The sequence below is a fragment of the Roseateles sp. YR242 genome, assembly GCF_900109745.1.
Taxonomy (GTDB): Bacteria; Pseudomonadota; Gammaproteobacteria; order Burkholderiales; family Burkholderiaceae_C; genus Roseateles.
Window position 1 is genome coordinate 274,265 of record NZ_FOAV01000003.1, and the last position, 22,572, is coordinate 296,836.

The window sequence follows — 22,572 nt, forward strand, 5'->3', positions numbered from 1 at the left end:
CTGCCTCAAGGAATTCAACATGACCCAACTGCTTACCCCGGTCCGCATTGGCCGCTATGTCGCCCCCAACCGCCTGGTGATGGCGCCGATGACCCGCTCCCGCGCCGACGGCAATGGCGTCCCCAGCGACATGACCGTCACCTATTACGCCCAACGTGCCAGCGCCGGTCTCATCATCTCGGAGGGTGTGTTCCCGTCGGCAATGGGCAAGGGCTACGTCCACACGCCCGGCATCGAGACTGAAGCGCAAGTGGCTGCCTGGAAGAAGGTGACCGAGGCCGTGCATGCTCGAGGCGGCCGCATCTTCATGCAGGTCATGCACTGTGGCCGTGTCTCGCACCCATCGTTGCTGAACGGGGCAACGCCGGTCGCACCTTCGGCCATCAAGCCAGCCGGCCAGGCCTGGACGCCGGTGGGTCAAGTCGACTTCGAAACGCCCCGCGAGCTGACCGTCGCCGAGGTCACCGCCGTGGTGGAGGACTACCGCATGGCCACCCGCCGTGCCATGGAGGCCGGCTTCGATGGCGTGGAGCTGCATGCTGCCTCCGGCTACCTGCCCGAGCAGTTCCTGTCCTCGGGCAGCAACCAGCGTCAGGACCTGTACGGCGGCTCGGTCGAGAACCGTGCCCGCTTCGTGCTGGACGTGCTGGACGCCATGGCTTCGGAGGCCGGGTCCGACCGCGTGGGTATCAAGATTTCTCCGGAGATGAACTACAACAGCATCACGGACACCAATCCGGCAGAGACCTACACCTACCTGGTGGACCAGCTCAAGGGCTGGGGGCTGGCTTATCTGCATGTGGCCCTCTTCGGCACGCCAACCTTGGACTACCACGCCCTGCTGCGTCCACGCTTCGAGGGCACCTACCTCATGGGTAGCGGCCTGACGCAGGACAGCGCCGAAGCGGCACTGTCTGAGGGCAGGACCGATGCCACCGTCTTCGGCAGCGCATTCCTGGCCAATCCGGACCTGCCCGAGCGCTTCCGGCTGGGCGCTGCCCTCAACACGCCGGACCGCAGCACCTTCTTCGCACCGCCGACCGCGCAGGGCTACATCGACTACCCCGCACTTCCGGTCGCGGAAACCGCTTGATTCTCAAGAGAGGCTGACCGCCATGACGACCACCGCCCGCATGCAACGTGCCAACCGGGGCGCTCACTTCCGGGCTTACCGCCTGCACAGCGCCGACCCGGCGCAGTTCGATCCCTTCATGGGCATCGATCACGCCTGGATGAGTGAGCCGACGTTCCCGCCACATCCGCATGCCGGCTTCTCCGCCGTGACCTACCTGTTCCTGGATTCGGAGACCGGCATTGCCAACCGCGATTCCAACGGAAACCGCACGCTGATCCAGCCGGGCGGCCTGCACTGGACGGCGGCCGGGCGGGGCGTGGTGCACGAGGAGAACCCTGCGGTGCTGGGCAGCACCACGCACCTGCTGCAGATCTTCGTCAACCTGCCCCGTGAGCGTCAGAACGACGCGCCGTTCGCACTGACGTTGGCACCGCAGGACGTCCCCGTGGTGACGAAGCCCGGTGTGAAGGTCCGCGTGCCCCTGGGCCGTTTCGAAGAGGCGCAGTCGCCGCTGACGCCGCCCACCGACGTGACGCTGCTCGACATTTCCCTGGAAGCCGGCGCCGAACTGAAGCTGTCGATTCCCGCAGACCAGCGCGCCTTCCTGATGCCCATCTTTGGCAGCGCGTCGCTCGACGGCGAGCGCTTCGGCCTGGATGACCTGGGCGCGCCCCTCCTGCCCCCGGCGGATGGCGCAACAACGCACCGGCTCGCCGGCGGCGCGGAGGGCGCCAAGGTGGCCGTCTTCATCGGCGAACCGCTGCACCAACCCGTTATTTCGAATGGGCCCATGGCTTTTGCAAGCCAGGAGCACCTGATTGCGGCAACCGCCGCCTACCAACGTGGCGAGATGGGGAGGCTGTAAAGCAGCCCGCCACACCCCGGGGCGTCAGCCCCATCACTACACACTTAGGAGCGACATCATGAAGATCGAACGTTTCACTGCTGAAAACTCTGCCCTGCTGCTGATCGACCACCAGGTCGGCACGATGCAACTGATCAAGAACATCAACAAGGACTTCGCTGCCAAGCAGTCGATCGCCCTGGCCAAGATGGCCAAGATCCTCAACCTGCCGGTCGTGATCACGTCCAGTCAGGAAGAGAATGCGCAAGGTCCGATCCTGCCGGAGATCGCCGAGATCCTGCCGCAAGCGTATGAAGCCCGCGTCAAGCGTCCTGGTGTGGTGAATGCCTGGGCCTATGCCGACTTCCGCAATGCAGTGCTCGCCACCGGCCGCAAGAATCTGATCATGGCCGGCGTCACCACCGACGTCTGCCTGATCTTCCCCGCCATCGACGCCGCCGTCGAAGGCTTCAATGTGCAAGCCGTGCTGGATGCCTCGGGTTCACCGAGCGACCTGTCCGAAGAACTCTCGCGCCAGCGCATGCACGACGCGGGCGTGGTGTTGACCGCCACCAACACCCTGATGGCGGAGATTGCACAGGACTGGTCCACCCCCGCCGGCCAGCAACTCATCACGCTGCTGTTCACGGATGTCTTCCCGGCACTGGGGGCGGGCATCCAGTAAGGGATGACCGGATCTCCAGCGGCCAGCTCGGCGACATCGGCGCATCCGCCTTCTTGCGCTGGCACCTGATGCGCTCAGGCGTGAGTGTCCTGCCATTGCTTCACAAACCGCCCGGGTGGCGCCCCCACCTGGCGGGTGAACGCCACGCCAAAGGCGCTCACGGAGCTGTATCCGACACGCTCGGCAATCGTCGCCATGGGCAGCGCCTGCTGCAGGAGCATCTGCTTGGCCAGCGCCATGCGCCAGGCCAGCAGGTATTCGGTCGGGGCCATGCCAACGATTCGGCCAAAGCGTTCAAAGAATGCGGAACGCGACATGGCGGCCTCCGCCGCCAGTCGCTGGACGGTCCACGGCTGCGCCGGCCGTTCATGCATGCAGCGCAACGCCTGCGCCAGCTTGGGATCCGCCAGGCCACTCACGAGCCCCGGGGTCGAGGCGGAACTGGCGGACGAGCGGAACGCTTCGATCAACATCACCTCCAGCAAACGCGCCGTCACGATCTCCCGTGCGGGGCGGTTGGCGCGTGACTCATCCGCCACGAGTTGGACCAGGCTGGCGAGACGGCGGTCACCACGCACATGGATCCATTGCGGCAGCAACGAGACCAGCAGCGCCGCATCCGGCGAACCCAGTTCGCAGTTGCCCACCAGCATGCGCAAGTCCACGAGGCCATGGGGATCACCCACGCGGGCACCGCCCGACATGGCCGCGATGGGGGTGGTGACCGACTCCCCTTCGCTGGGTGGCTCCCGGTCCAGGCTGGAGGTGGCGAAACCCCGGGAGGCCGGGATCAGCACGAAGTCACCCGCCTCCAGCGTCAGCGCCTCGCCGGCCCCTGGCCCATCGACCTTCAAGCGGCAGCCCCCCTCCAGCACCACGAAGTAGAACGGACGGCCGATCTCCGAGCGACGCACCGCCCACGGCGCCGAGGCCACGACCAGTTTGGAGAACGGCGCACTGGGCCGCAGGAGGGAGACGACTTCGGCCAGCGGGTCTGTCATTCTGGACGATCTCAACAAATATCAAGACTTTGAAGTGTAGTCAGTCCGGTGACTGACGCCTATCGTGAGGCTGTTCATCCACCCTCACTGCACTCATCCATGTCCACCACACCTACTGTTCTCATCACCGGCTGTTCCTCTGGCTTTGGCCTGGAGACGGCCCGTCTCTTTCTCGACCGGGGATGGCGCGTCGTTGCGACGATGCGCACTCCGCGCGAGGATCTGCTGCCGGTCTCGGACCGGCTTCGCGTTCTGCCACTTGACGTGACGCTGGATGACAGCATCGAACGCTGCGTGGCGCAGGCCGGCCCCATTGATGCGCTGGTCAATAACGCAGGCGTTGGCGTGCTGGCTCCGCTGGAAGGCCTGACGATGGCCAGCGCGCGGGACGTCTTCGAGACCAATACCTTGGGCACCATAGCCATGACCCAGGCCGTAATGCCGCAGTTTCGGGAACGGCGCGGCGGCGTGATCGTGAACGTCACCTCCAGCGTGACCTTGAAGTCGCTGCCCCTGCTGGCGGTCTATACCGCCAGCAAGGCTGCGGTGAACGCCTTCACCGAATCATTGGCGCTGGAGCTCGCACCGTTTGACGTGCGTGCGCGGCTGGTGCTGCCGGGTCGCTCACCCACGACCAGCTTCGGTTCCAACGCGCAGCGCCACATGGCGCACGGTGCTCCGGACGCTTATGCAGCCTTCACACAAAGCGTCTACGCCGGGGTGCGAAGCATGGAGACCCCCGTGACACTGCCGGAGGATGTGGCCGAGGCGGTATGGAAGGCCGTTACCGATCCCGGCGCACCCATGCGGATCCCGGCTGGGGCGGATGCGGTGGCGATCTTCGGGGGCTGAGGACTCCACGTTTCATCTTCCGCCCCGCGACGAATTCAAGCGTTGGGCAATGCCGGGGTCCATCTGCTCATCAACCTGTCGGATGGCATCACGCCGGCCGATGCCAACTCGACCTGCGGCTGCGTTCCAATACAGCCTCCACGGGAGCGATGTTCAGCAGGAGATGAGCGAGATGAACGTATGGGACCGAACGATGCGGGGGCTGGTGATGCTGTGCGGGGCCGGTGTGATGAGCGCCGCTCACGCCGCACCGCCGTTGGAGATGACCAACGCCGTGCTCTGGCAGCAACGAAGCGTCGAATACGACGCGCTGGCGCGCCAGACCTACCGCCAGGCCACCGCCGCCTTTGACGAAGCCCTCGCCCGCTGCGACCGCAAGCACCTGAAGGGCTGCGAACCCGTCGCGATCGAACAGATCGGCACCCGGCCCGCCGCCCTGGCGCGCATGCGCCCCGCCGTCATCGTGGACCTCGACGAGACCATCCTCGACAACTCACGCTTCCAGGGCGAAATGCAACGCCTGGGCGACGACTTCACCGACGGACTGTGGGACCGCTGGGTCGCCGCCTCCGGTGCGCCCGACGCCGAACAGACCTTCGGCCGGCTGTTCGTGCCCGGTGCCATCGAGTTCCTGCAACACGTCGGCCTGCGCGCTGACGTGTTCTTCGTCAGCAACCGCGAATGCCCCGCCGGCCAGCCGCAAGACCCGAAGAACTGCGACGCCCTGCGCGCCAGCATGGCCCTGCTCAAGGCCCACAAGATCCCGCGCGCGGACGACCCCGCGGCCTACTACTTCAAGACCCATGGCGTGTCCGGCGAAAAAACCGGCCGCCGGGCCGAGATCGCCAAGCTGCCCCGCCGCATCGTGCTGCTGGTGGGCGACGACCTCGGCGACTTCGTTAGCCGGCCCGACCGCGACCTGCTGCGCGCCCATCAACAGCCCGCACAGGCCCGCCATATCGAGGCGCAATGGGGCCGACGCTGGTTCGTGCTGCCCAACGCCATGTACGGCTCATGGGACGACTGGGAAACCAAGGCCGCCGCCGCCAGCTGCGGCAAGGACACCGCCGACCCTGCCGTTCGCCAGGCCTGCCGCCAAAGCCGAGCCGACGCCAAGGACGCAGCCATCAAGGGCTTCCAGCCGCCCGCCCTGCGCGTCGTGACCTGGAACCTGGGCTGGCACGTGGCCCAGGCCGAGGTGCCCGCCTGGGCCGCCGTGTGCGATCAGTTCTTCAAGGAGACCAGCAAGGACCGCTGGCAGAAGGTCCCCGCAGGCACCGACGGCGCCGTGCAGGGCTGGAGCATCAAGGGCGGCCGCCCCGTGATCGAGGGCAATGACCTCTCGGTGATGCCGCCCTGCACCGCCTACCGCGACGCCAGGTCCCAAGGCGTCTCGGTCACGCCTACTGCCTATGCGGCACGCAACCGGCAGTTGGCGGGCGTGCTGCGCCAGCTGCATGCCGATGTCATCGCCTTCCAGGAAGTCTCCGGCGCAGCGGCCGTGACGGAGGCCCTGGGCGATGAAGCTCCCCACTACAACGTCTGCTCTTTCGACCCCAAGTACAAGGTGCAGCGCCTGGCCTTCGCCTGGCGCAAGACGCTCGGTGAGGCCGCCAGCCCCTGCGAAGACCTCCCGGCCCTTTCGCTGCCCACCGCCGCGCCGGAGCTGCAACTGCGCCCGGGTTTCTCGTTGGTGCTCAACGTGGACGGCAAGAAGGTGCGCTTTCTGACCGTGCACCTGAAGTCTTCCTGCGTCTCGCCGCTGGAGGCGCGGGGCAAGCTGGACGCGGGCATGAAGCCGGACGACGCCTGCACGCTGCTCCAGCAACAGGTGCGCCCGCTGGAGACGATTTGGGAATCGCTCGGCCAGGGGGTCGACCACTTCGTGGTGCTGGGCGACTTCAACCGCAATCTCTGGCACGAAGCCCATGTGGCCGACAACGAGGCCGTACGCAGCGACGGCTCCAGCGACCTGACCACCCCACTGCCCGAGGGCGTGCGGACCCGCAACCTGCTCCGTGAAGTGAATGACAGCGCCCCGGCCAGCTCGAAGGCCGAGCTGCTCGCCGCCCGCTGCCCGGGCAGCGCCGATGTGCAGCAACTGTGCGAGACCGCCAAGCACGCCCTCCTCAGTGGGGCTGAGCAGTCCCGATTGGGCGCAGCGGACGCCCTGGGCTGCCGCAATCCGATCGGGCTGGACCAGGTGCTGGTCTCCACCTCATTGAAGACCGCCGTGCGCGACATCAGCAAAGTGCCGCTGGGCAAGCTTGGCGGCTCCATGAAGGCGTCGCCGCCACAATTTCCGGAACCGCGCCTGGCGGTATCGGACCATTGCCCGACACTGTTGGAACTGGGCTTGCAGTAATTGATAAACGAGGGTGGCCGGTATCACCAGCGATATCGGCGCAGCGCGGCAGTGGCCGGCGACCTGATCACCTACACCATCACGTTTTCCAACCTCAGCACCGAGGCCATCGTGTCGCTGAAGGTCACCGACGCCACGCCAGCCTACACGGTGTTCCAGTCCGCGGCCTGCGGCACCATGCCGCTGCCCACCCTGACCTGCAGCATCTCCGCCCAGCCTGCGGTGGGTGCCAATGGGCGGGTGGAGTGGACGATCGGCGGTGCGTTGAACAGCGGGCTGTCCGGCACGGTGACCCTGGTCGTGAAACTTCAGTAGCGGTGGCGCTGCCCGCCGCTCACCATGTCCGCCAGTGCATCCGCGGCCATCGTGCGGATGGCGCCGTCCAGGATGGACACCGTCTGTTCACCGAAGCGTTCCAGGTCTTGCGGATCATGCGTGATCATCAGCATCGGGATGCTGATGCTGTCCAGCAGGGCTTCCAGTTCGTCGCGGGTTCGCTCCCGCAACGAGGGGTCCAGCGCGGAGAACGGTTCGTCCAGCAGCAGCGCCCTGGGCTCGTTCACCAGTGCACGCGCCAGCGCCGTGCGTTGCCGCTGGCCGCCAGAGAGCTGGTGGGGGCGCTGGTCAGCCACGCGCTCCAGCTCCAGGGACTTGAGCCACCGCGCCACCGCGTCGCCGCCAGCGCCCTGGCGGGCCGGATTGAGCCAGCCCTTCTGCAGGCCGAAGGCAATGTTCTGGCGCACCGTCAGGTGCGGAAACAGCGCGTAGTCCTGGAACAGATAACCCAGGCCGCGTTCGCGCGCAGGCACGTCGATGCCCTTGGCGTGGTCGAACACCGGTTGCCCGTCCACCCGGATCACGCCTTCGTCGGGCCTCAACAGGCCGGCGACGGCTTGCAGCGTCAGGCTCTTGCCGGCACCCGAAGGGCCGTAGATCACCGTGCGGCGCGCCTCGGTGCGGAAGCGGACCGCCAGCTCGAACTGCCGGCCATGCGCACCGACCCGCTTGCGAATGTCGACCTCGAAACTCATGCCACCCCTCGGGGACGCGCCAGGCGGCCGGCACACAGCAGCACCACGATGCAGGTGACCGAGATCACCAGCACCAGCAGGTTGGCGGTGTCGTCCTGCCCGGCCTGCACTGCTTCATAAACGGCGATGGAGAGCGTCTGGGTCTTGCCGGGAATGCTGCCCGCCACCATCAGCGTGGCCCCGAACTCACCCAGCGCACGGGCAAAGGCCAGCAGCACACCGGCCAGCACGCCGTGCCAGGCCATTGGCAGCGAGACACGGAAGAACACGGCCCACTCGCCCAGGCCCAGGACGCGAGCGGCCCGCTCCAATTGCGGGTCCACGCCTTCAAAGGCCGCCCGCGCCGACTTGAGCACCAGCGGAAACGAGACGATGGTGGCCGCCAGCACAGCGCCTTGCCAGGTGAAGATCAACTGGATGCCGAAGTGCTCATACAACCAGCCACCCAGCCAACCGCGCCGGCCGATCACGACCAGCAGGTAATAACCCAGCACGGTGGGGGGCAGCACCATCGGCAGCGTGAGCACGGCATCGATGAACTCACGGCCGGGGAGACGCCAGCGGGCCAGCGCAAAGCCCGCCGCCACGCCCAGCACCAGGTTCAGGAACGTGGCCCAGCCCGCCACCTTGAGCGAGAGTGCGAGGGCGATCCAGGCGGCTTCCACGATGGGTCAGGTCCAGCGCTCGGGTTCAGCGGGGTTCAGCAGGGTTCAGCGCCTCAGGGCTTGGAGAAGCCGTACTTGGCCAGCACTGCCTGACCCTCAGCCGAGAGTACATAGTCGATGAAGGCTTTGCCGCCGGTCGCATTCGGGGCCTGGTTGATCAAGGCCAGCGGGTAGCGGATGGGCGTTTCCGTGGGTACGGTCAGCAGGATGCGGACCTTGTCCTTTTGTACCAATGCGTCCGTGCCGTAGACAAAACCGGCTTCGGCTTCGCCGCGCGACACATAGTCCAGGGCCTGGCGCACGTTCTGTGCAAACACGGCCTTGGGCTCCACCACCGACCACAGCTTGGCCGCCTCCAGCGCGCCCTTGGCGTAGCGGCCGGCCGGCACACCCTCCGGCTTGCCAATGGCCACGCGCTTGACGCCGGCCTGCTGCAGATCGGCCAGCGACTTGAGCGGCAGGCCACCCTCCACCGGCGTGATCAGCACCAGTGAGTTGCTGACGAAGTCACGGCGGGAGCCGGCAGCCAACAGTTTCTGCTGCTCGGCCCGGTCCATGGTTTCCTGGTCCGCCGAGGCGAACACATCGACCGGCGCGCCCTTGGCGATCTGAGCCAGAAGCGCATCCGACGCGGCAAAGTTGAGCTGCAGCCGGGTGCCGGGGTGCCGGGCCTCGAAGGCGGGCGCCAGTTCCTTGAAGGCATTGGTCAGGCTGGCGGCGGCGGAAACAGTCACATCAGCGGCTTGGGCGGCGAAGGACATCACGCCCAGGCCCATGCCCAGACCGAGACCCACTGCCAACCCGAGGCCCTTGGACCAGGCCCGGCGGGCGATGCGGCGACGGTTCACTCCCGGGACTTGATGTGTGTTCATGTGCGCTCCAGCAAGCGCCTGCCCTCCGTGGGTCAGGCCGGCCCGCAATATATCCCAGGATATGACGCCACGCGTCCGACCCGGTCAAAGGCAGGTGGGCGCCCACGCGGTGCTCGCACCCTTGGCGGCGCTGGCGCCATGGGCGGCGTCAGATCACTCCGCCAGCATCTTCATCAACTTGCGGATATCGCCCGCGCAGTGGCTGAGCGCTTGCGCTTCGATGCGGCGGTACAACGCCACCAGTGCCCGGCCGCTCTTGGTCAGCGCGCTGCCACCGCCCTGGGCGCCGCCTGCGGCGGTGGCCACCGCCGGCTCGCGCAGGGATTGGTTCAATTCATCGATCAACAGCCAGGCGCGGCGGTAGGACATGCCCAGCGCCTTGGCGGCGGCCGTGATGGAGCCGGCCTCATCCAACGCTTCCAGCAAGGCGATCTTGCCGGGCCCGATGGCGATCACCTCGCCCTGGGTGGCCCGCATGCGCAGCTTGAACTGAGGCGTCAGGTCCTCGGTGGCGGCGGGGTTCACCACTTCGGTGGTGGCGTCGGAAGGGGAAGTCTTGGCGCGGGACATGGCGTGATTAAACACGAGCCCCGATCAACCCCAGGGCGTGGGGCCGGACGGGCCAGGCTGGCCGGTCTGGCTGGTCTGACTTGTCGGCAGCGGCGCCCGTGCCAGGCGCCAGCAGCCTCGCCCGGCCGCCTTCGCGGCATACAAGGCATCGTCCGCCCGGGCCAGGAAGGCCAAGTCGCTCTCCGTGTCCGCGCCTGTGCAGGCAATGCCGATGCTGGTGGACAGCTCCACCGGCGTGCCCAGCACCATCAGCGGTGCACGGACGGCATCCAGCAGCTTCTGGGCCACCGGACCGGCCTCGTCCGCATCGTTCAGGTTCTCGACAATCAGCACGAACTCGTCGCCCGCCAGCCGGCACAGCAGGTCGGTCTCACGCACGGCCCGGCGCACGCGTTCCGCAAAAGTCTGCAGCACCACATCACCGCCCGCATGGCCGAGGCTGTCGTTCACCTGCTTGAAGCGGTCCAGGTCCATGAACATCAGCGCCATGACATGGCCGCTGCGCCGCGCCCGCGCCAGGGCCTCGGCCAGGCGCTGGTCAAACTGGCGGCGGTTGGGCAGGCCGGTGAGCGGGTCGATGCGGCTGAGCTGGTCCAGTTCCCGCTCCACCTGCTTGAAGGCAGAGACGTCGGTGCTCAGCGTGTAGACACCGGCCACCGTGCCGTCGGGCCGCAGGTCGGGCACATATTCGGTCAGCAGGTCGCGCATCACGCCGTTGGATTCGGAGCGGGTCTCGAAGCGTTGCCGCACGCCCGCCAGCGCGCCCTTGAGTGATGGCATGCGTTGCTCATAAAGCACCGGCCCGATGGTCTCGAGCAGGGTCTTGCCCAGCGCCGCCTCCGGCTCGGTGCCCAGCCAGGTGCGGAAGGTGGCATTCAGGAAGCGCAGGCGCTGGTCGGCGTCGATGTAGGAGATGAGCACCGGCAGGTTGTCCGCGATGGTGCGCAGCCGGCGTTCGCTGGCTTCCTGGCGCTGCATCGCCACCTCCAGCTCGACCGTGCGGGAATGCACCCGCTCCTCCAGCGAGGCATTGAGCTGGGCCAGGGAGGCGTCCTGCTGCGCCTGGCGCTGCGCCAGTTCGGTCAGCGCGTGGGAGAGCACCGCCACCTCGCGGTAGCCGCCCACCTCGGGCAGCGCGTCCTCGCTGAGATGGCGCCGGTTGGCGATGGCGAGCGAGAGCTGGTTCAGCGGGCGGGACAGGCGGCGCGCCTGCCACCAGGACAGCGGCACCGCCAGCGCCAGCAGAATGAGCGCACTCAGGATGATCTGGTTGCGCAGGCGGTAATAGTCTTCCAGCGCCACGGTCACCGGCTGGCGCACCAGCACCGTCCAGCCCAGGCCCGGGTACGGGCCGTAGCCCTGCGTCTGCACGCTGATGGCGAAGTACTCCTTGCCGTCGAAGTCGTAGTGCCGCAAGGCGGCGCCCGCATCGGGCTGCACCGGCACCTTCTTGCCCTCCAGGTTGGAGGGGCCCAGGATCACCGAGCCGTCCTTGCCCAGGATCAGTGCGTCCGCCTGGTGGCTGGCCATGGTGGCGTCGATCAGCTCGGACTTGATCTGGCGCGCCCAGCTCCAGCTCAGATGGGCACCGAACACGCCACGGCGCTGGCCGTTGTTGTCCACGAGCGGAATGGCGAAGTCCACGAAGCGCCAGGGGTCGCTCTGGCGCGGCAGCAGGCGCTCCAGCAGCACGGCCGCATGCAGGTCTCCCACAAAGGGGCCGCGCTGGGCGCCCTGGAACCAGGGGCGCTTGGAGACATCCACGCCGTCCAGCAGCCCCCCCGCGGCAGCCACCACCTTGCCATCCGCATCGGTCACGCCCAGCCAGGCGAAATGGTCGAAGCCGATCTGGACCTGGTCGAGCGCCCGGCGCATGGCCGCAGCGTCACCACCCCGGAAGGTCTCCAGCTGGGCCAGCACCCGGATCTCCCGGAACTGCTGGGACATGCCGCGGTCCAGCGCGTCGCGGAAGTCGATGGCCACCTGGCGCAGGGACTGGACAGCCCGGCGCTCCGCATGGGCGCGGGCGAAGTTTTCGATCAGCACGGCCGAACTGAGCAGGGCCACGGCCACCGCCGAGAGCACCACGGCCGTCAGCCAGCGGCCCAGCGATGCGCGAGAGCCGCGTGCCGGCACAAACAACCGGGGGCTACCGGACGAGGAAGGAGGCACGGACGTTGGCGCGGCGGCCTCAGACGTGGAAGATACCGTCGGGTCCGGGGTGGGAATCTGCATGAGGTATTTTGACCAGTTGCCCCCCGGTGATGCAACGCGGGATAGTGCGGCCGCACCACAGCAGGGCCACCCTCACGGCCGGCACCTCAGCGGCTCGCCAATCGCACCAAAACCGGTAATGCTTGCGCCCTGGACGCAGGCACAGAACTGCCGGTGCGCCTCAAAGTGGGCCGCAGCCCCCGGCGGGCGCGGCTTGTGGGCGGCTTGAAGGCAACCGGGCCCGGACGGACGGGGGCACCATTTCCAGGCACGCCCCTTGCAATCACTCCGTCCGGACCGCCACCGACGGTCCTCCCTTGGAGCCTCCATGCACGCGCTGACCCTGCCGGCCTCCGGCCATTACGACGAGATGCTGCTGCAAAGCGGCGGCATCCGGCCCAGTTACCAGGCCTTTGCCGACTGGCTGCATGCCCAGACCCCCGACGCCCTGGCCAAGAAGCGGGCCGAGGCCGACCTGCTGTTCCACAAGGTGGGCATCACCTTCGCCGTTTATGGGGACGAAGCTGGCGCCGAGCGGCTGATCCCCTTCGACACCGTGCCCCGCATCGTGCCCGCCGACGACTGGCGCATGCTGGAGCAGGGCCTGCGCCAGCGGGTCAATGCCCTCAACCGCTTCCTCTGGGACATCTATCACGACCATGAAATCGTCAAGGCCGGCCTGATTCCGGCGGAGCAGATCTTCGCCAACGCGCAGTACCAGCCGGCGATGCAGGGGCTGGACCTGCCGCTGGGGGTCTACGCCCACATCACCGGGGTGGACCTGATCCGCCATTCCGATGGCGGTTATTACGTCCTGGAGGACAACCTGCGGGTGCCCTCCGGCGTGAGCTACATGCTGGAGAACCGCAAGATGATGATGCGGCTCTTCCCGGAGCTGTTCGCCCGCTACCCGGTGGCTCCGGTGGCCCACTACCCGGCGCTGCTGCTCAACACGCTCCGCCAGGCCAGCCCTGCGGACAACCCCACCGTGGTGGTGCTGACGCCGGGCCCCTTCAACTCCGCCTACTTCGAACACGCCTTCCTCGCACAGCAGATGGGGGTGGAACTGGTGGAGGGGCAGGACCTGTTCGTGAAGGACGGTTTTGTCTTCATGCGCACGACGGTGGGCCCCAAGCGCGTGGACGTGATCTACCGCCGCATCGACGATGCCTTCCTGGACCCGCTGGCCTTCCGCGCCGACTCGATGCTGGGCGTGCCCGGGCTGCTCTCGGTCTACAAGCAGGGCCATGTGGTGCTGGCCAACGCCATCGGTACCGGCGTGGCGGACGACAAGTCCATCTACCCCTACGTCCCGGACATGATCCGCTTCTACCTGGGCGAGGAGCCCATCCTGCACAACGTGCCCACCTGGCAGTGCCGCAAGCCGCAGGACCTGGACCATGTGCTCAACCACATGGCCGACCTGGTGGTGAAGGAGGTGCACGGCGCCGGCGGTTACGGGATGCTGGTGGGCCCGGCCGCCACCGCGGCCGAGGTGGCCGACTTCAAGGAGCGGGTGAAGGCCAACCCGGCCAACTACATCGCGCAGCCCACCTTGTGCCTGTCGAGCTGCCCGACCTTTGTGGAGCGCGGCATCGCGCCGCGCCACATCGACCTGCGGCCCTTTGTGCTCTCCGGCCGTGAGGTCAACATGGTGGCCGGCGGCTTGACGCGGGTGGCGCTGAAGGCGGGGTCGCTGGTGGTGAATTCGTCGCAGGGCGGCGGCACCAAGGACACCTGGATTCTGGAGAGGAGCACCGCATGCTGAGCCGCACCGCCGCCCAGCTCTACTGGATGAGCCGCTACCTGGAGCGGGCCGAGAATCTGGTCCGCATGCTGGACGTGACCCATTCGCTGTCGCTGCTGCCGCAGAGCCGGGGCGCCGCCACCGAACTGGCCGCCCCGTTGGCGGTCACGGGCACGCTGGAGGCCTATCAGGCCCGCCATGCACGGCTGAGCGCGGAGCAGCTGTTCCGCTTCATGGGCCTGGAGCTCGAGAATCCGGCCTCGGTGCTGTCCTGCATCCGCCAGGCGCGGGAAAACGCCCACGCCGTGCGCGGCCAGATCACCGCCGAGATGTGGGAGGCCATCAACACCAGCTGGCTGGAAGCGCGTGAACTGGCGCGCCGCGGCATGGCGGACCCTTCCTCCTTCTTCGACTGGGTGAAGGAACGCTCCCACCTCTTCCGCGGCGCCACCTACGGCACGCTGCAGCGCAACGACGCCTACTGCTTCATTCGGCTGGGCACCTTCGTGGAACGGGCGGACAACACGGCGCGGCTGCTGGACGTGAAGTCCCAGCTCATCGCCCCGGCGGTGGACACGCTCGCGCCGGTGGACGTGCCCAGCGAAAGCGCACCGGATTTCTACGCCTGGAACGCACTGCTGCGCTCGCTCTCCGCCTTCGAGGCCTACCATGCGGCCTACCGCGACAGCCTCAACGGCCGCCGTGTCACCGAGCTGCTGATCCTGCGCCCGGACGTGCCGCGCTCCCTGCGCGCCTGCTGCGACGAGATCCGGTCCATCCTGCCGCAGATCGAATCGCGCGAGGGTGCCTCGGATGCCGGCCGTTCCGTCAAACAGCTGGCCGGCGAGCTGGCCTTGCGGCTGGAATATGGAGCGGTGGACGAGATCCTGGACACGGGCCTGCATACCTGGCTGACCGGCTTCCTGGAAGACTCCGCCCTGCTGGGCCTGGCGATCCAGCGCGCCTACTTCGAGGCGCAGTGAGCGCCATGACTGCACGAGCACCCAACGGAACGCGCCATGCATCTGCACATCTCGCATGACACGGTGTATGCCTACGCGGCGCCGCTCAGCCGCAGCACCCAATACCTGCGGCTGACGCCGCGCCGTTCACCAGGCCTGCAGGTGCTGCACTGGGGCCTGCAGCTGCCAGCCCAGGCCACGGTCTGCAAGGATGCCTTCGGCAACACCATGCATGTGCTGAGCCTGGATGGCCCGCGTGGAGAAATCCACCTGCATGCCGCTGGTGAGGTGCGGACCGACGATGCCCCGCCGCGCCCCGACCCCACCGACGAATTCCCCGCCCCGGTCTTCCTGCGGGACAGCCAGCTGACCCGGGCGGACCCCGCGCTGCGTGAATTTGCCCAGGGTTTTGCCGACACCGCCCGGCGCGACGCGCATGCAGCCCTGCTGGCGCTGATGGCGGCCCTGGGCGAACGCATGCCGTATGTGCGGGGCTTCACCGATGCGGCCACCCCCGCCGCCGAGGCCTTTGCGTCCGGCCGCGGCGTCTGCCAGGACCATGCGCAGGTCTTTGCCTGCTGCGCCCGCCTGCTGGGCCTGCCGGCGCGTTATGTCTCCGGCTACCTGGCCACCGACGCCGAACACGTCGCCAGCCACGCCTGGACGGAAGTCCGCCTGCCGGACGGCGGGACCACCTTCAGCGAGGCGGCCGAAGGCGGCTGGCTGGGCTACGACATCAGCAACCAGTGCCTGGCGGACGGGCGGCATGTGCGTCTGGCCTTTGGCGCCGACTATCTGGACGCTTGCCCGGTGCGGGGCGTGCGGCTGGGCGGCGGTACCGAGACGATGCGGGCGAAGGTGCTCGTGAAACCTGCCACGCACGACCAGCAATGAGCACGCGGGCAATGTGCCGCGCTGCCAAGGGATAGGCTAATCTCACGGCCCATGACTTACTGTGTTGCCATGCGGCTGCGTGCCGGCGTGCTGTTTGCGTCCGATTCCCGCACCAACGCGGGCGTGGATCACATCGCCACGTTCCGCAAGATGAACCTGTTTGAGGTGCCGGGTGAGCGGCTGGTGACGCTGCTGAATGCCGGCAACCTGGCCACGACCCAGAGCGTGGTCAGCATCCTGCGCCAGCGCGCCAAGGAAGGGGCCGGGCAGCATCTGCTCAACATCGGCTCCATGTATGACATTGCCGAGCTGGTGGGCCGCACGCTGAGAGAGGTGGTGGCACGGGACAGCGAAGGTGGTGGCCAGCACAGCCAGGGCGTGGACTTCGGTGCCAACTTCATTGTCGGCGGCCAGATCCGTGGCGAGGTGCCGCGTATTTTTCACGTCTATCCGCAGGGCAACTTCATCGAAGCGACGGAAGACACGCCTTACCTGCAGATCGGCGAATCCAAATACGGCAAGCCCATCATCGACCGGGTGATCGATTTCGAAAGCTCGCTGACCGAAGCGACCAAGTGCGCGTTGATTTCATTCGACTCGACCATCCGCAGCAACCTGTCCGTGGGCCTGCCGCTGGACATGCTGCTCTACCGCACCGACAGCTTCGCGCCGGCGCAGCCGCACCGCATCACCCACCAGGACCCCTACTTCAGCGCCTTGCGGCAAGGCTGGGGCGGCGGCCTCAAGCGGGTGTTCGCCGAACTGCCGGACGGCGACTGGTTCTCACCGGACCAACTCGGCAGCTGAGGCGGCTGAGCCGCCTGGTCAGTCGTGCAGGGACGCGAGGAACTGCTTGAGTTCCGGCGTCTTGGGCGCACCGAAGATCTCGGCCGGCGGGCCGATCTCATGGACGCGGCCCTGATGCATGAAGATGACCCGGTCCGCCACCTTGCGGGCAAAGTTCATCTCGTGGGTGACCATCAGCAGCGTCATGCCCTCTTCGGCCAGTGACTCCACCACGCGCAGCACCTCGCCCACGAGTTCGGGGTCCAGCGCGGAGGTGATCTCGTCGCACAGCAGCACCTGGGGTTCCATGGCCAGCGCACGCGCAATGGCCACACGCTGCTGTTGACCACCGGACAGTTGCTCCGGCAGGGCATCGAACTTCTCCGCCAGCCCGACGCGCGCCAGCAGGGCCTTGGCCTGCGCCGTCGCCTCGCGCACGCTGCGCTGCTTCACCAGCGTGGGCGCCAGCATCACGTTGCGGCCCACCGTGAGGTGCGGAAAGAGGTTGAAGCTCTGGAAGATCATGCCGACCTGCTGGCGCAGGGTCCGCATGGCCATGGCGCTTTCATGGAGCAGCGGCTTGCCGGCCACCGTCAGCGAGCCGTCCTGGAACTGCTCCAGGCCGTTGATGCAGCGCAGCAGTGTGCTCTTGCCGGAGCCGCTCTTGCCGATCAGCGCGATGACCTCTCCCCGCAACACGTCCAGGTCGATGCCCTTGAGCACTTCGTTCGTGCCATAGGACTTGCGCAGCGCGGTGATGCGCACCACGGGCACACGGGGCGCCACCGTCGGCGCCGTGAGGTCTTCAGGCTGGGCGGCCATGGCTTTTCCTTTCCAGATATTGGGCGAACAGGCTCACCGGGAAACACAGGACGAAATACATCAGCGCAACGCAGCCAAACACCAGGAAGGGTTTGAAGCTGGCGTTGGCCATCATGCTGCCGGTCTTGGTGAGTTCGGCGAAGCCGATCACCGACGCCAGGGCGGTGCCCTTGATCACCTGCACCAGAAACCCCACCGTGGGGGCGATGGCCAGGCGCAGCGCCTGCGGCAGCACCACGTGCCGCAGTTGTTCACCGAAGCTCATGGCCAGGCTGCGTGCGGCCTCCCATTGCCCCTTGGGCACGGCCTCCACGCAGCCGCGCCAGATCTCGGTGAGGTAGGCGCTGGTGTAGAGGGTGAGCGCCACACTGGCCGCTGTCCACGCGGACACATCCACGCCCAGCAGCGACATGCCGAAGTAGGCCAGGAACAGCTGCATCAGCAGCGGCGTGCCCTGGAAGACCTGCACATACAGGCTGATCAGCCGACCCGCGCGCCGGCCCAGGCCCAGCCGCAGGCACAGCAGCAGGGCGCCCACCACGCCGCCGCCGATGAAGGCGATGAGTGAGAGCGCCACTGTCCAGCGCAGGGCCATCAGCAGGTTGCGCAGGATGTCCCAGAGTGTGAACTCAACCATGGCGGGCTCCCAGCCAGCGGCTGATCAAGGTCGGGCGGGCGGCCAGGGTGGGCGCGCTGCCGAACAGGAACCGGGCGCCCACCCATAGCAGCAGGTGGCGCACCACGATGCTCAGGGCCAGATAGAGGCCTACTGCCACGAAGGTGGCCTCGAAGGCCCGGAAGTTGCGGCTGTGGATCAGGTTGGTGGCGTAGCTCAGTTCTTCGGTGGAGATCTGGCCGCACACGGCGGTGCCCAGCATGACGATGATGATCTGGCTGGTCATGGCCGGCCACACGCGCTTGAAGGAAGGCGGCAGCACCACCCGGACGAAGGTCTGCATGGGTCCCATGGCCAGGCTGTAGGCGGCTTCCCACTGGCCCTTGGGGGTGGCCTGGATGCCGGCGCGCAGGATCTCGGTGCCGTAGGCGCCGAGGTTGAGTGTCATGGCGATGACCGAGGCCAGTTCGGGCGACAGCTTCACGCCGAGTGACGGCAGGCCGAAGAAGATGAAGAACAGCTGCACGATGAAGGGGGTGTTGCGCAGCAGTTCCACATACACACCCACTGTGCGCGCCAGCCACCGGGGCCCACAGGCACGGGCCCATGCGCCGGCCGTCGCGGCCAGCAGCCCCAGCGGCACGGCCACGGCGGTCAGGCCGACGGTCCAGCCCAGCCCGCGCAGCAGCAGCGGCCATTCCGCCAGTACTGCGCCAAAGTCGAACTCCATCACACCCTCCTTCAGACTTACCCACAGCCCGTCGCCCGAACGCGCCAAAGGCGCCGTTCAAGCGGGGCTCTCACCAGCACCGCAGGCCTCCTTCAGCCTCACCTACACCGCACCTCTTCGCATCCAGTCGCCTGAACGCGCCGCAGGCGTCGTTCAAGCGGGGCTCTCATCAGCGGAGCGAGGCTCTCACCAGTGCCGCAGGCCTGCTTCAGCCTCACCTACACCGCACCTCTTCGCATCCAGTCGCCTGAACGCGCCGCAGGCGTCGTTCAAGCGGGGCTCTTGTCGGCGAAGCGGGTCTCCGCCGGGCCGCCCCAAGGAGGCCCGTTGCCCCCTCGGGGGGCGGCTGTTCGGGCCCTAGGCCCGAACAGCCGGGGGCATCATTCAGGAAGTTCACCCGTCCCCCGGCCCAGCCACTTCTTGGAGAGGGCCTCCAGTTCACCGGCTTTTTTCGCGGCGGCGATGATGCTGTTGACCTTGGCCAGCAGCGCGTCTTCACCCTTGGCGACGCCGACAAAACACGGGCTGTCCTTGAGCAGCAGCTTGTATTCGATGTTCAGGCCGGGGTTGCGCTGCATCAGGTTGGCGGCCACGGCCGCGCTGGTGGCCAGCACCTGCGTCTGCCCCGCCGAGAAAGCGGCGATGGTGGCGTTGTTGTCCTCGAAGCGCTTGAACTCCAGCGACGTGGGCGCCACCTTGCCCAGTTCCTGGTCTTCCATCGCGCCACGCGTCACCGCCACCGACTTGCCGGCCAGATCCGCAAAGGACTTGATGGCCAGGCTCTTGGGCGCAAACACCGCCTGGTAGAACGGCGCGTAGGCGGCGGTGAAATTGATCACCTTCTCGCGGTCCGGGTTCTTGCCCAGCGAGGAGATGACCAGGTCCGCCTTCTTCGTCTGCAGATAGGGGATGCGGTTGGCGCTGGTGACTGGCAGCAGCTCGACCTTCACGCCCAGCTTGGCCGCGATCAGTTCGGCCATGGCCACGTCCAGGCCCTGGGGCTTCATGTCGGGGCCGACGAAACCGTAAGGCGGGTAGTCCGTCGGGATCGCGATCTTGATGGTCTTGGACTTGGTGATGGTGTCCAGCGCGGTCTGGGCCTGCACACCGGCAACGGCAAGGCACAGGCCGGCGGCCAGCAGCAGCCGGCGCGTGACGGTGGCGGGAACGAAGGAAGCGGCGGCAAGGCTCATAACAAGGCTCCTAGATAGGCGGCGGGGGGATCGTCGGCGGCAGTGATGCCGGAGTCGGGGTCGGCATCAAGGCCGGAGTCGGAATCAGGCCCTGCGCGGGCACGTGCCTTCCGGGCGGCGGTTCCAGCCGTCCGTGGGGAACGCGCCCGGGGCACGGGTGCCAAGGCCTGCCGAAGCAGGTGAAGCGGATCACTGTTGGCGGGCAGTTGCAGGGCCGCCTGCACACTGGCCAGGTGCGCGGCCATCAACGCCTCGGCCTGGGCAATGTCGCCCTGCTCCAGCGCGTCCACGATGGCGACATGCTCCTGGCAGGACTGCGCGGCGTCATGGGAGGACTGATACAGCATGGCCGTCAGCGTGGTGCGCGCGGTGAAGTCGCGCAGCGTGTCGGCCAGCAGGCTGTTGCCCAGGCACTCCGCCAGGCAGACATGGAAGTCGCCCAGCAGGAAGCTGCGTGCCCCCACGTCGTCACCCCGCAGGGCGGCGCGCTCCTGCTGCAGGTGCCGGCGCAGGCGGGAGAGTGCGGGTTTGTCCAGCTGACGCTGGGCGGGTTGGCCGCGGATGAGGCCCAGCTCGATGACGCGACGGGCCTCGAAGGCCTCCCGCGCCTCGTCCTGGGAAGGCGCGATGAGATACCAGCCGCGCCGCGCGCTCACCGTCACGATGCCGCGCGCGGCCAGACGCGTCAGCGCTTCCCGGACGATGGTGCGGCTGCAGTCGAACAGCAAGGCCAGTTGCTGCTCCCCCAGCCGCGTGGCGGGAGGCAGCTTCTGCGCCAGCACGGCTTCGATGATGCGCTGGCTGATGTCGGTGGCGGTGGAGCCCATGCCCTGGGCTTTGCAGCTTCCGTGCCAGCGTTCATCTGTCTTGTATGCAAGCCATGCGCACAGCCTTGGTGTGCGGCGGCGGCCGGCATGCCCGGTTCTGGCTCATGGGGCGAGCCACGGGCACTATCCCAGTGCCGAGGCTGGAAACGAATCAGCCGGCGGCCGCCGGTGGGGCGGCTCGCCGGCTGCTGGGCAGACCGGGGCGGCGAAGCGCGGACGCTTCAGCCGTCGACGCGCATCGAGTAGTCCACCGCCTTCACATCCTTGGTCAGGCGGCCGATGGAGATGCGGTCCACCCCCGTGGCAGCAATCCAGCGCAGTTGGTCCAGCGCCACGCCGCCGGAGACTTCCAGCAGCGCCTGGCCAGCACTGATGGTCACCGCCTCGCGCATCATGGCTTCGCTGAAGTTGTCCAGCAGCACGCTGACCGCGCCGGCAGCCAGCGCCTCGCGCAGCTGATCCAAGGTTTCCACTTCCACCTGGATGGACACACCCGCCTGCAGCGCCTGCGCCTGTTGCAGTGCCTGCGTGACGCCACCGGCAGCGGCGATGTGGTTTTCCTTGATCAGGATGCCGTCATACAGCGCCAGGCGCTGGTTGGCACCGCCGCCCACCCGCACCGCGTACTTCTGCGCCAGCCGCAGGCCCGGCAGGGTCTTGCGGGTGTCCAGCACCGCGCAACCCTTGGGGTTGGGGCTGGCGCCTTCGATTGCCCGGGCATGGGCGCGGGTGGTCGTGGCGGTGCCGGAGAGCAGTTGCAGGAAGTTCAGCGCGGGGCGCTCGGCCGACAGCAGCGCACGGCCATCCGCCTCGATCTGGCAGACGACGGTGTCGGCCGCCATGTCGGCGCCTTCCTCATACTGCCAGGTGATGCGGCTGGAACCGTCCAGCTGCTGGAAGACACCTTCGAACCAGTCCCGTCCGCAAAGCACGGCCGCCTCGCGGACACGCACATGCGCACGTACCTGGCGCCCGGCAGGCACCAGTTGTGCTGTCCAGTCGCTGACACCGATGTCCTCGAACAGCGCGTCGCGGATGTTGCGCTCGCGCGCCTCGGCCAGACTCTCGTTGTGGTCGAACATCGCAGAGGTCTTATTCGGCGTCGCCGATCTGGATGGTCAGTTCGCCGAAGCCTTCGATCACACCATGGATGGTGTCGCCAGGCTTCACCGGGCCCACGCCTTCAGGCGTGCCCGTGTAGATCAGGTCACCCGGCTGCAGGTGATAGAACTGCGAGAGATTGGCCACCAGTTCGGGGATGCTCCAGATCATGTCGGAGAGATCGCCGCGTTGCTTTTCGGTGCCGTTCACACTCAGGGTGATGGCGCCGGCCTTGAGCTCGCCGAGTTCGCTGCGGGGCACCAGCGGCGTGATGACCGCCGAGTGCTCGAAGCCCTTGCCCAGGTCCCAGGGACGGCCGATGGCCTTGGCTTCGTTCTGCAGGTCGCGGCGGGTCATGTCCAGGCCCGCAGCGTAGCCCCAGACGGCGTCGGCGGCCTGCTCCGGCGTCGCGCGGAAGACCGGTTTGCCGATGGCAACCACCAGCTCCATTTCATAGTGGAGGTTCTTGGTGCCCGGTGCGTAGGGAATGGTGCCGCCCGAGGGCGCCAGGGCGCTGGCGGGCTTGGTGAAATAGAACGGCGGTTCGCGGTCGGGGTCGCTCCCCATCTCCCGGGCGTGTGCGGCGTAATTGCGGCCCACGCAGAAGATGCGGCTGACGGCGTAACGGGCATCGGTGCCACGCACGGCCACGGCGGCCTGCGGAGCGGGTTCGAAGATGAAGGAGTTCATGGCTGTACGGGAATGAACGAACCCGTGCAG

23 protein-coding genes are annotated in these 22,572 nt (G+C 67.5%); 10 read left to right on the top strand and 13 right to left on the bottom strand.

What is annotated here, in order from left to right; all coding sequences use genetic code 11:
* Nucleotides 1–19: 19 nt before the first annotated feature.
* The 3 genes from BMY53_RS08380 to BMY53_RS08390 are packed head-to-tail and all read left to right on the top strand — an operon-like array spanning nucleotide 20 to nucleotide 2,604.
* Nucleotides 20–1,093, top strand: coding sequence for an alkene reductase (locus BMY53_RS08380; RefSeq protein ID WP_092945928.1), 1,074 nt, complete (start codon nucleotides 20–22; stop codon nucleotides 1,091–1,093).
* Nucleotides 1,094–1,115: 22 nt separating this feature from the next.
* On the top strand, nucleotides 1,116–1,940 hold the full coding sequence (locus tag BMY53_RS08385) for a pirin family protein (RefSeq protein ID WP_092945514.1): 825 nt from the start codon (nucleotides 1,116–1,118) through the stop codon (nucleotides 1,938–1,940).
* Between the two features lie 58 nt (nucleotides 1,941–1,998).
* Nucleotides 1,999–2,604 carry an isochorismatase family protein gene (locus BMY53_RS08390; protein WP_092945516.1) on the top strand — a complete coding sequence of 202 codons (606 nt, stop codon included), beginning with the start codon at nucleotides 1,999–2,001 and terminating at the stop codon, nucleotides 2,602–2,604.
* Nucleotides 2,605–2,678: 74 nt separating this feature from the next.
* On the opposite strand, the gene BMY53_RS08395 is transcribed toward BMY53_RS08390, so the two are convergent.
* The gene (locus tag BMY53_RS08395) at nucleotides 2,679–3,605 is read right to left on the bottom strand and encodes an AraC family transcriptional regulator (protein ID WP_092945518.1); all 927 of its coding nucleotides are present in this window, start codon (nucleotides 3,603–3,605) and stop codon (nucleotides 2,679–2,681) included.
* A gap of 99 nt (nucleotides 3,606–3,704) precedes the next feature.
* Between BMY53_RS08395 and BMY53_RS08400 the strand changes: the two genes are divergently transcribed.
* From BMY53_RS08400 to BMY53_RS08410, 3 genes are all read left to right on the top strand, one after another.
* Entirely contained in the window at nucleotides 3,705–4,457 is a 753-nt protein-coding gene (locus tag BMY53_RS08400) for an SDR family oxidoreductase (RefSeq protein WP_092945520.1), read from the top strand.
* A gap of 172 nt (nucleotides 4,458–4,629) precedes the next feature.
* Nucleotides 4,630–6,822 carry an HAD family acid phosphatase gene (locus BMY53_RS08405; RefSeq protein ID WP_177200792.1) on the top strand — a complete coding sequence of 731 codons (2,193 nt, stop codon included), beginning with the start codon at nucleotides 4,630–4,632 and terminating at the stop codon, nucleotides 6,820–6,822.
* A 51-nt stretch (nucleotides 6,823–6,873) separates the two neighbouring features.
* Nucleotides 6,874–7,137, top strand: a complete 264-nt coding sequence (locus BMY53_RS08410; RefSeq protein ID WP_177200793.1) for a DUF11 domain-containing protein — start codon at nucleotides 6,874–6,876, stop codon at nucleotides 7,135–7,137.
* Here the strand turns inward: BMY53_RS08410 and BMY53_RS08415 are convergent.
* The 5 genes from BMY53_RS08415 to BMY53_RS08435 form a co-directional block, all read right to left on the bottom strand.
* Nucleotides 7,131–7,853 carry an ABC transporter ATP-binding protein gene (locus BMY53_RS08415; RefSeq protein ID WP_092945525.1) on the bottom strand — a complete coding sequence of 241 codons (723 nt, stop codon included), beginning with the start codon at nucleotides 7,851–7,853 and terminating at the stop codon, nucleotides 7,131–7,133. The two genes, BMY53_RS08410 and BMY53_RS08415, sit on opposite strands and share 7 nt — an antisense overlap.
* Nucleotides 7,850–8,518, bottom strand: a complete 669-nt coding sequence (gene modB / locus BMY53_RS08420) for a molybdate ABC transporter permease subunit (protein ID WP_092945527.1) — start codon at nucleotides 8,516–8,518, stop codon at nucleotides 7,850–7,852. Before modB ends, BMY53_RS08415 begins: the two co-directional genes overlap by 4 nt.
* A gap of 53 nt (nucleotides 8,519–8,571) precedes the next feature.
* The gene (gene modA / locus BMY53_RS08425) at nucleotides 8,572–9,390 is read right to left on the bottom strand and encodes a molybdate ABC transporter substrate-binding protein (RefSeq protein WP_255370091.1); all 819 of its coding nucleotides are present in this window, start codon (nucleotides 9,388–9,390) and stop codon (nucleotides 8,572–8,574) included.
* 153 nt (nucleotides 9,391–9,543) lie between these two features.
* Nucleotides 9,544–9,960, bottom strand: a complete 417-nt coding sequence (locus tag BMY53_RS08430; RefSeq protein ID WP_310732108.1) for a winged helix-turn-helix domain-containing protein — start codon at nucleotides 9,958–9,960, stop codon at nucleotides 9,544–9,546.
* 24 nt (nucleotides 9,961–9,984) lie between these two features.
* Entirely contained in the window at nucleotides 9,985–12,195 is a 2,211-nt protein-coding gene (locus tag BMY53_RS08435; RefSeq protein ID WP_092945529.1) for a diguanylate cyclase domain-containing protein, read from the bottom strand.
* A gap of 307 nt (nucleotides 12,196–12,502) precedes the next feature.
* On the opposite strand from BMY53_RS08435, the gene BMY53_RS08440 reads away from it, so the two are divergent.
* From BMY53_RS08440 to BMY53_RS08455, 4 genes are read left to right on the top strand one after another with little or no spacing between them, the layout of a single operon-like run.
* Complete coding sequence (locus BMY53_RS08440; RefSeq protein WP_092945531.1) at nucleotides 12,503–13,942, top strand: circularly permuted type 2 ATP-grasp protein; 1,440 nt, start codon at nucleotides 12,503–12,505, stop codon at nucleotides 13,940–13,942.
* Complete coding sequence (locus tag BMY53_RS08445; protein WP_092945533.1) at nucleotides 13,936–14,904, top strand: alpha-E domain-containing protein; 969 nt, start codon at nucleotides 13,936–13,938, stop codon at nucleotides 14,902–14,904. The genes BMY53_RS08440 and BMY53_RS08445 overlap by 7 nt, the downstream gene beginning before the upstream one ends.
* 36 nt (nucleotides 14,905–14,940) lie before the next feature.
* A complete protein-coding gene (locus BMY53_RS08450; protein ID WP_092945535.1) occupies nucleotides 14,941–15,777 on the top strand; it encodes a transglutaminase family protein in 837 nt (278 codons plus the stop codon).
* Nucleotides 15,778–15,828: 51 nt separating this feature from the next.
* Nucleotides 15,829–16,584 (top strand): proteasome-type protease, encoded by a 756-nt coding sequence (locus tag BMY53_RS08455; protein WP_092945537.1) that lies wholly within the window; start codon nucleotides 15,829–15,831, stop codon nucleotides 16,582–16,584.
* Between the two features lie 18 nt (nucleotides 16,585–16,602).
* Here the strand turns inward: BMY53_RS08455 and BMY53_RS08460 are convergent, their stop codons facing one another.
* From BMY53_RS08460 to BMY53_RS08490, 7 genes are all read right to left on the bottom strand, one after another.
* On the bottom strand, nucleotides 16,603–17,385 hold the full coding sequence (locus BMY53_RS08460) for an amino acid ABC transporter ATP-binding protein (protein ID WP_092945539.1): 783 nt from the start codon (nucleotides 17,383–17,385) through the stop codon (nucleotides 16,603–16,605).
* Nucleotides 17,369–18,022 (bottom strand): amino acid ABC transporter permease, encoded by a 654-nt coding sequence (locus BMY53_RS08465; RefSeq protein WP_092945541.1) that lies wholly within the window; start codon nucleotides 18,020–18,022, stop codon nucleotides 17,369–17,371. The genes BMY53_RS08460 and BMY53_RS08465 overlap by 17 nt, the downstream gene beginning before the upstream one ends.
* Nucleotides 18,015–18,731, bottom strand: a complete 717-nt coding sequence (locus BMY53_RS08470; protein ID WP_092945934.1) for an amino acid ABC transporter permease — start codon at nucleotides 18,729–18,731, stop codon at nucleotides 18,015–18,017. The genes BMY53_RS08465 and BMY53_RS08470 overlap by 8 nt, the downstream gene beginning before the upstream one ends.
* Nucleotides 18,732–19,111: 380 nt before the next feature.
* A complete protein-coding gene (locus BMY53_RS08475; protein WP_092945543.1) occupies nucleotides 19,112–19,924 on the bottom strand; it encodes a transporter substrate-binding domain-containing protein in 813 nt (270 codons plus the stop codon).
* Nucleotides 19,921–20,751: a GntR family transcriptional regulator gene (locus BMY53_RS08480; protein ID WP_092945545.1), complete on the bottom strand. Its 831-nt coding sequence runs from the start codon at nucleotides 20,749–20,751 to the stop codon at nucleotides 19,921–19,923. Before BMY53_RS08480 ends, BMY53_RS08475 begins: the two co-directional genes overlap by 4 nt.
* Before the next feature lie 221 nt (nucleotides 20,752–20,972).
* Nucleotides 20,973–21,833 (bottom strand): carboxylating nicotinate-nucleotide diphosphorylase, encoded by an 861-nt coding sequence (gene nadC, locus BMY53_RS08485; RefSeq protein WP_092945547.1) that lies wholly within the window; start codon nucleotides 21,831–21,833, stop codon nucleotides 20,973–20,975.
* A 10-nt stretch (nucleotides 21,834–21,843) separates the two neighbouring features.
* Nucleotides 21,844–22,542 (bottom strand): fumarylacetoacetate hydrolase family protein, encoded by a 699-nt coding sequence (locus BMY53_RS08490; protein ID WP_092945936.1) that lies wholly within the window; start codon nucleotides 22,540–22,542, stop codon nucleotides 21,844–21,846.
* Nucleotides 22,543–22,572: the final 30 nt, after the last annotated feature.

Bases quoted from the DNA above. Each gene is read 5' to 3' on its own strand.
- BMY53_RS08380 (WP_092945928.1), top strand. From the start codon at position 20: ATGACCCAACTGCTTACCCCGGTCCGCATTGGCCGCTATGTCGCCCCC.
- BMY53_RS08385 (WP_092945514.1), top strand. From the start codon at position 1,116: ATGACGACCACCGCCCGCATGCAACGTGCCAACCGGGGCGCTCACTTC.
- BMY53_RS08390 (WP_092945516.1), top strand. From the start codon at position 1,999: ATGAAGATCGAACGTTTCACTGCTGAAAACTCTGCCCTGCTGCTGATC.
- BMY53_RS08395 (WP_092945518.1), bottom strand. From the start codon at position 3,605: ATGACAGACCCGCTGGCCGAAGTCGTCTCCCTCCTGCGGCCCAGTGCG.
- BMY53_RS08400 (WP_092945520.1), top strand. From the start codon at position 3,705: ATGTCCACCACACCTACTGTTCTCATCACCGGCTGTTCCTCTGGCTTT.
- BMY53_RS08405 (WP_177200792.1), top strand. From the start codon at position 4,630: ATGAACGTATGGGACCGAACGATGCGGGGGCTGGTGATGCTGTGCGGG.
- BMY53_RS08415 (WP_092945525.1), bottom strand. From the start codon at position 7,853: ATGAGTTTCGAGGTCGACATTCGCAAGCGGGTCGGTGCGCATGGCCGG.
- modA (WP_255370091.1), bottom strand. From the start codon at position 9,390: ATGAACACACATCAAGTCCCGGGAGTGAACCGTCGCCGCATCGCCCGC.
- BMY53_RS08430 (WP_310732108.1), bottom strand. From the start codon at position 9,960: ATGTCCCGCGCCAAGACTTCCCCTTCCGACGCCACCACCGAAGTGGTG.
- BMY53_RS08435 (WP_092945529.1), bottom strand. From the start codon at position 12,195: ATGCAGATTCCCACCCCGGACCCGACGGTATCTTCCACGTCTGAGGCC.
- BMY53_RS08440 (WP_092945531.1), top strand. From the start codon at position 12,503: ATGCACGCGCTGACCCTGCCGGCCTCCGGCCATTACGACGAGATGCTG.
- BMY53_RS08445 (WP_092945533.1), top strand. From the start codon at position 13,936: ATGCTGAGCCGCACCGCCGCCCAGCTCTACTGGATGAGCCGCTACCTG.
- BMY53_RS08450 (WP_092945535.1), top strand. From the start codon at position 14,941: ATGCATCTGCACATCTCGCATGACACGGTGTATGCCTACGCGGCGCCG.
- BMY53_RS08455 (WP_092945537.1), top strand. From the start codon at position 15,829: ATGACTTACTGTGTTGCCATGCGGCTGCGTGCCGGCGTGCTGTTTGCG.
- BMY53_RS08460 (WP_092945539.1), bottom strand. From the start codon at position 17,385: ATGGCCGCCCAGCCTGAAGACCTCACGGCGCCGACGGTGGCGCCCCGT.
- BMY53_RS08465 (WP_092945541.1), bottom strand. From the start codon at position 18,022: ATGGTTGAGTTCACACTCTGGGACATCCTGCGCAACCTGCTGATGGCC.
- BMY53_RS08470 (WP_092945934.1), bottom strand. From the start codon at position 18,731: ATGGAGTTCGACTTTGGCGCAGTACTGGCGGAATGGCCGCTGCTGCTG.
- BMY53_RS08475 (WP_092945543.1), bottom strand. From the start codon at position 19,924: ATGAGCCTTGCCGCCGCTTCCTTCGTTCCCGCCACCGTCACGCGCCGG.
- BMY53_RS08480 (WP_092945545.1), bottom strand. From the start codon at position 20,751: ATGGGCTCCACCGCCACCGACATCAGCCAGCGCATCATCGAAGCCGTG.
- nadC (WP_092945547.1), bottom strand. From the start codon at position 21,833: ATGTTCGACCACAACGAGAGTCTGGCCGAGGCGCGCGAGCGCAACATC.
- BMY53_RS08490 (WP_092945936.1), bottom strand. From the start codon at position 22,542: ATGAACTCCTTCATCTTCGAACCCGCTCCGCAGGCCGCCGTGGCCGTG.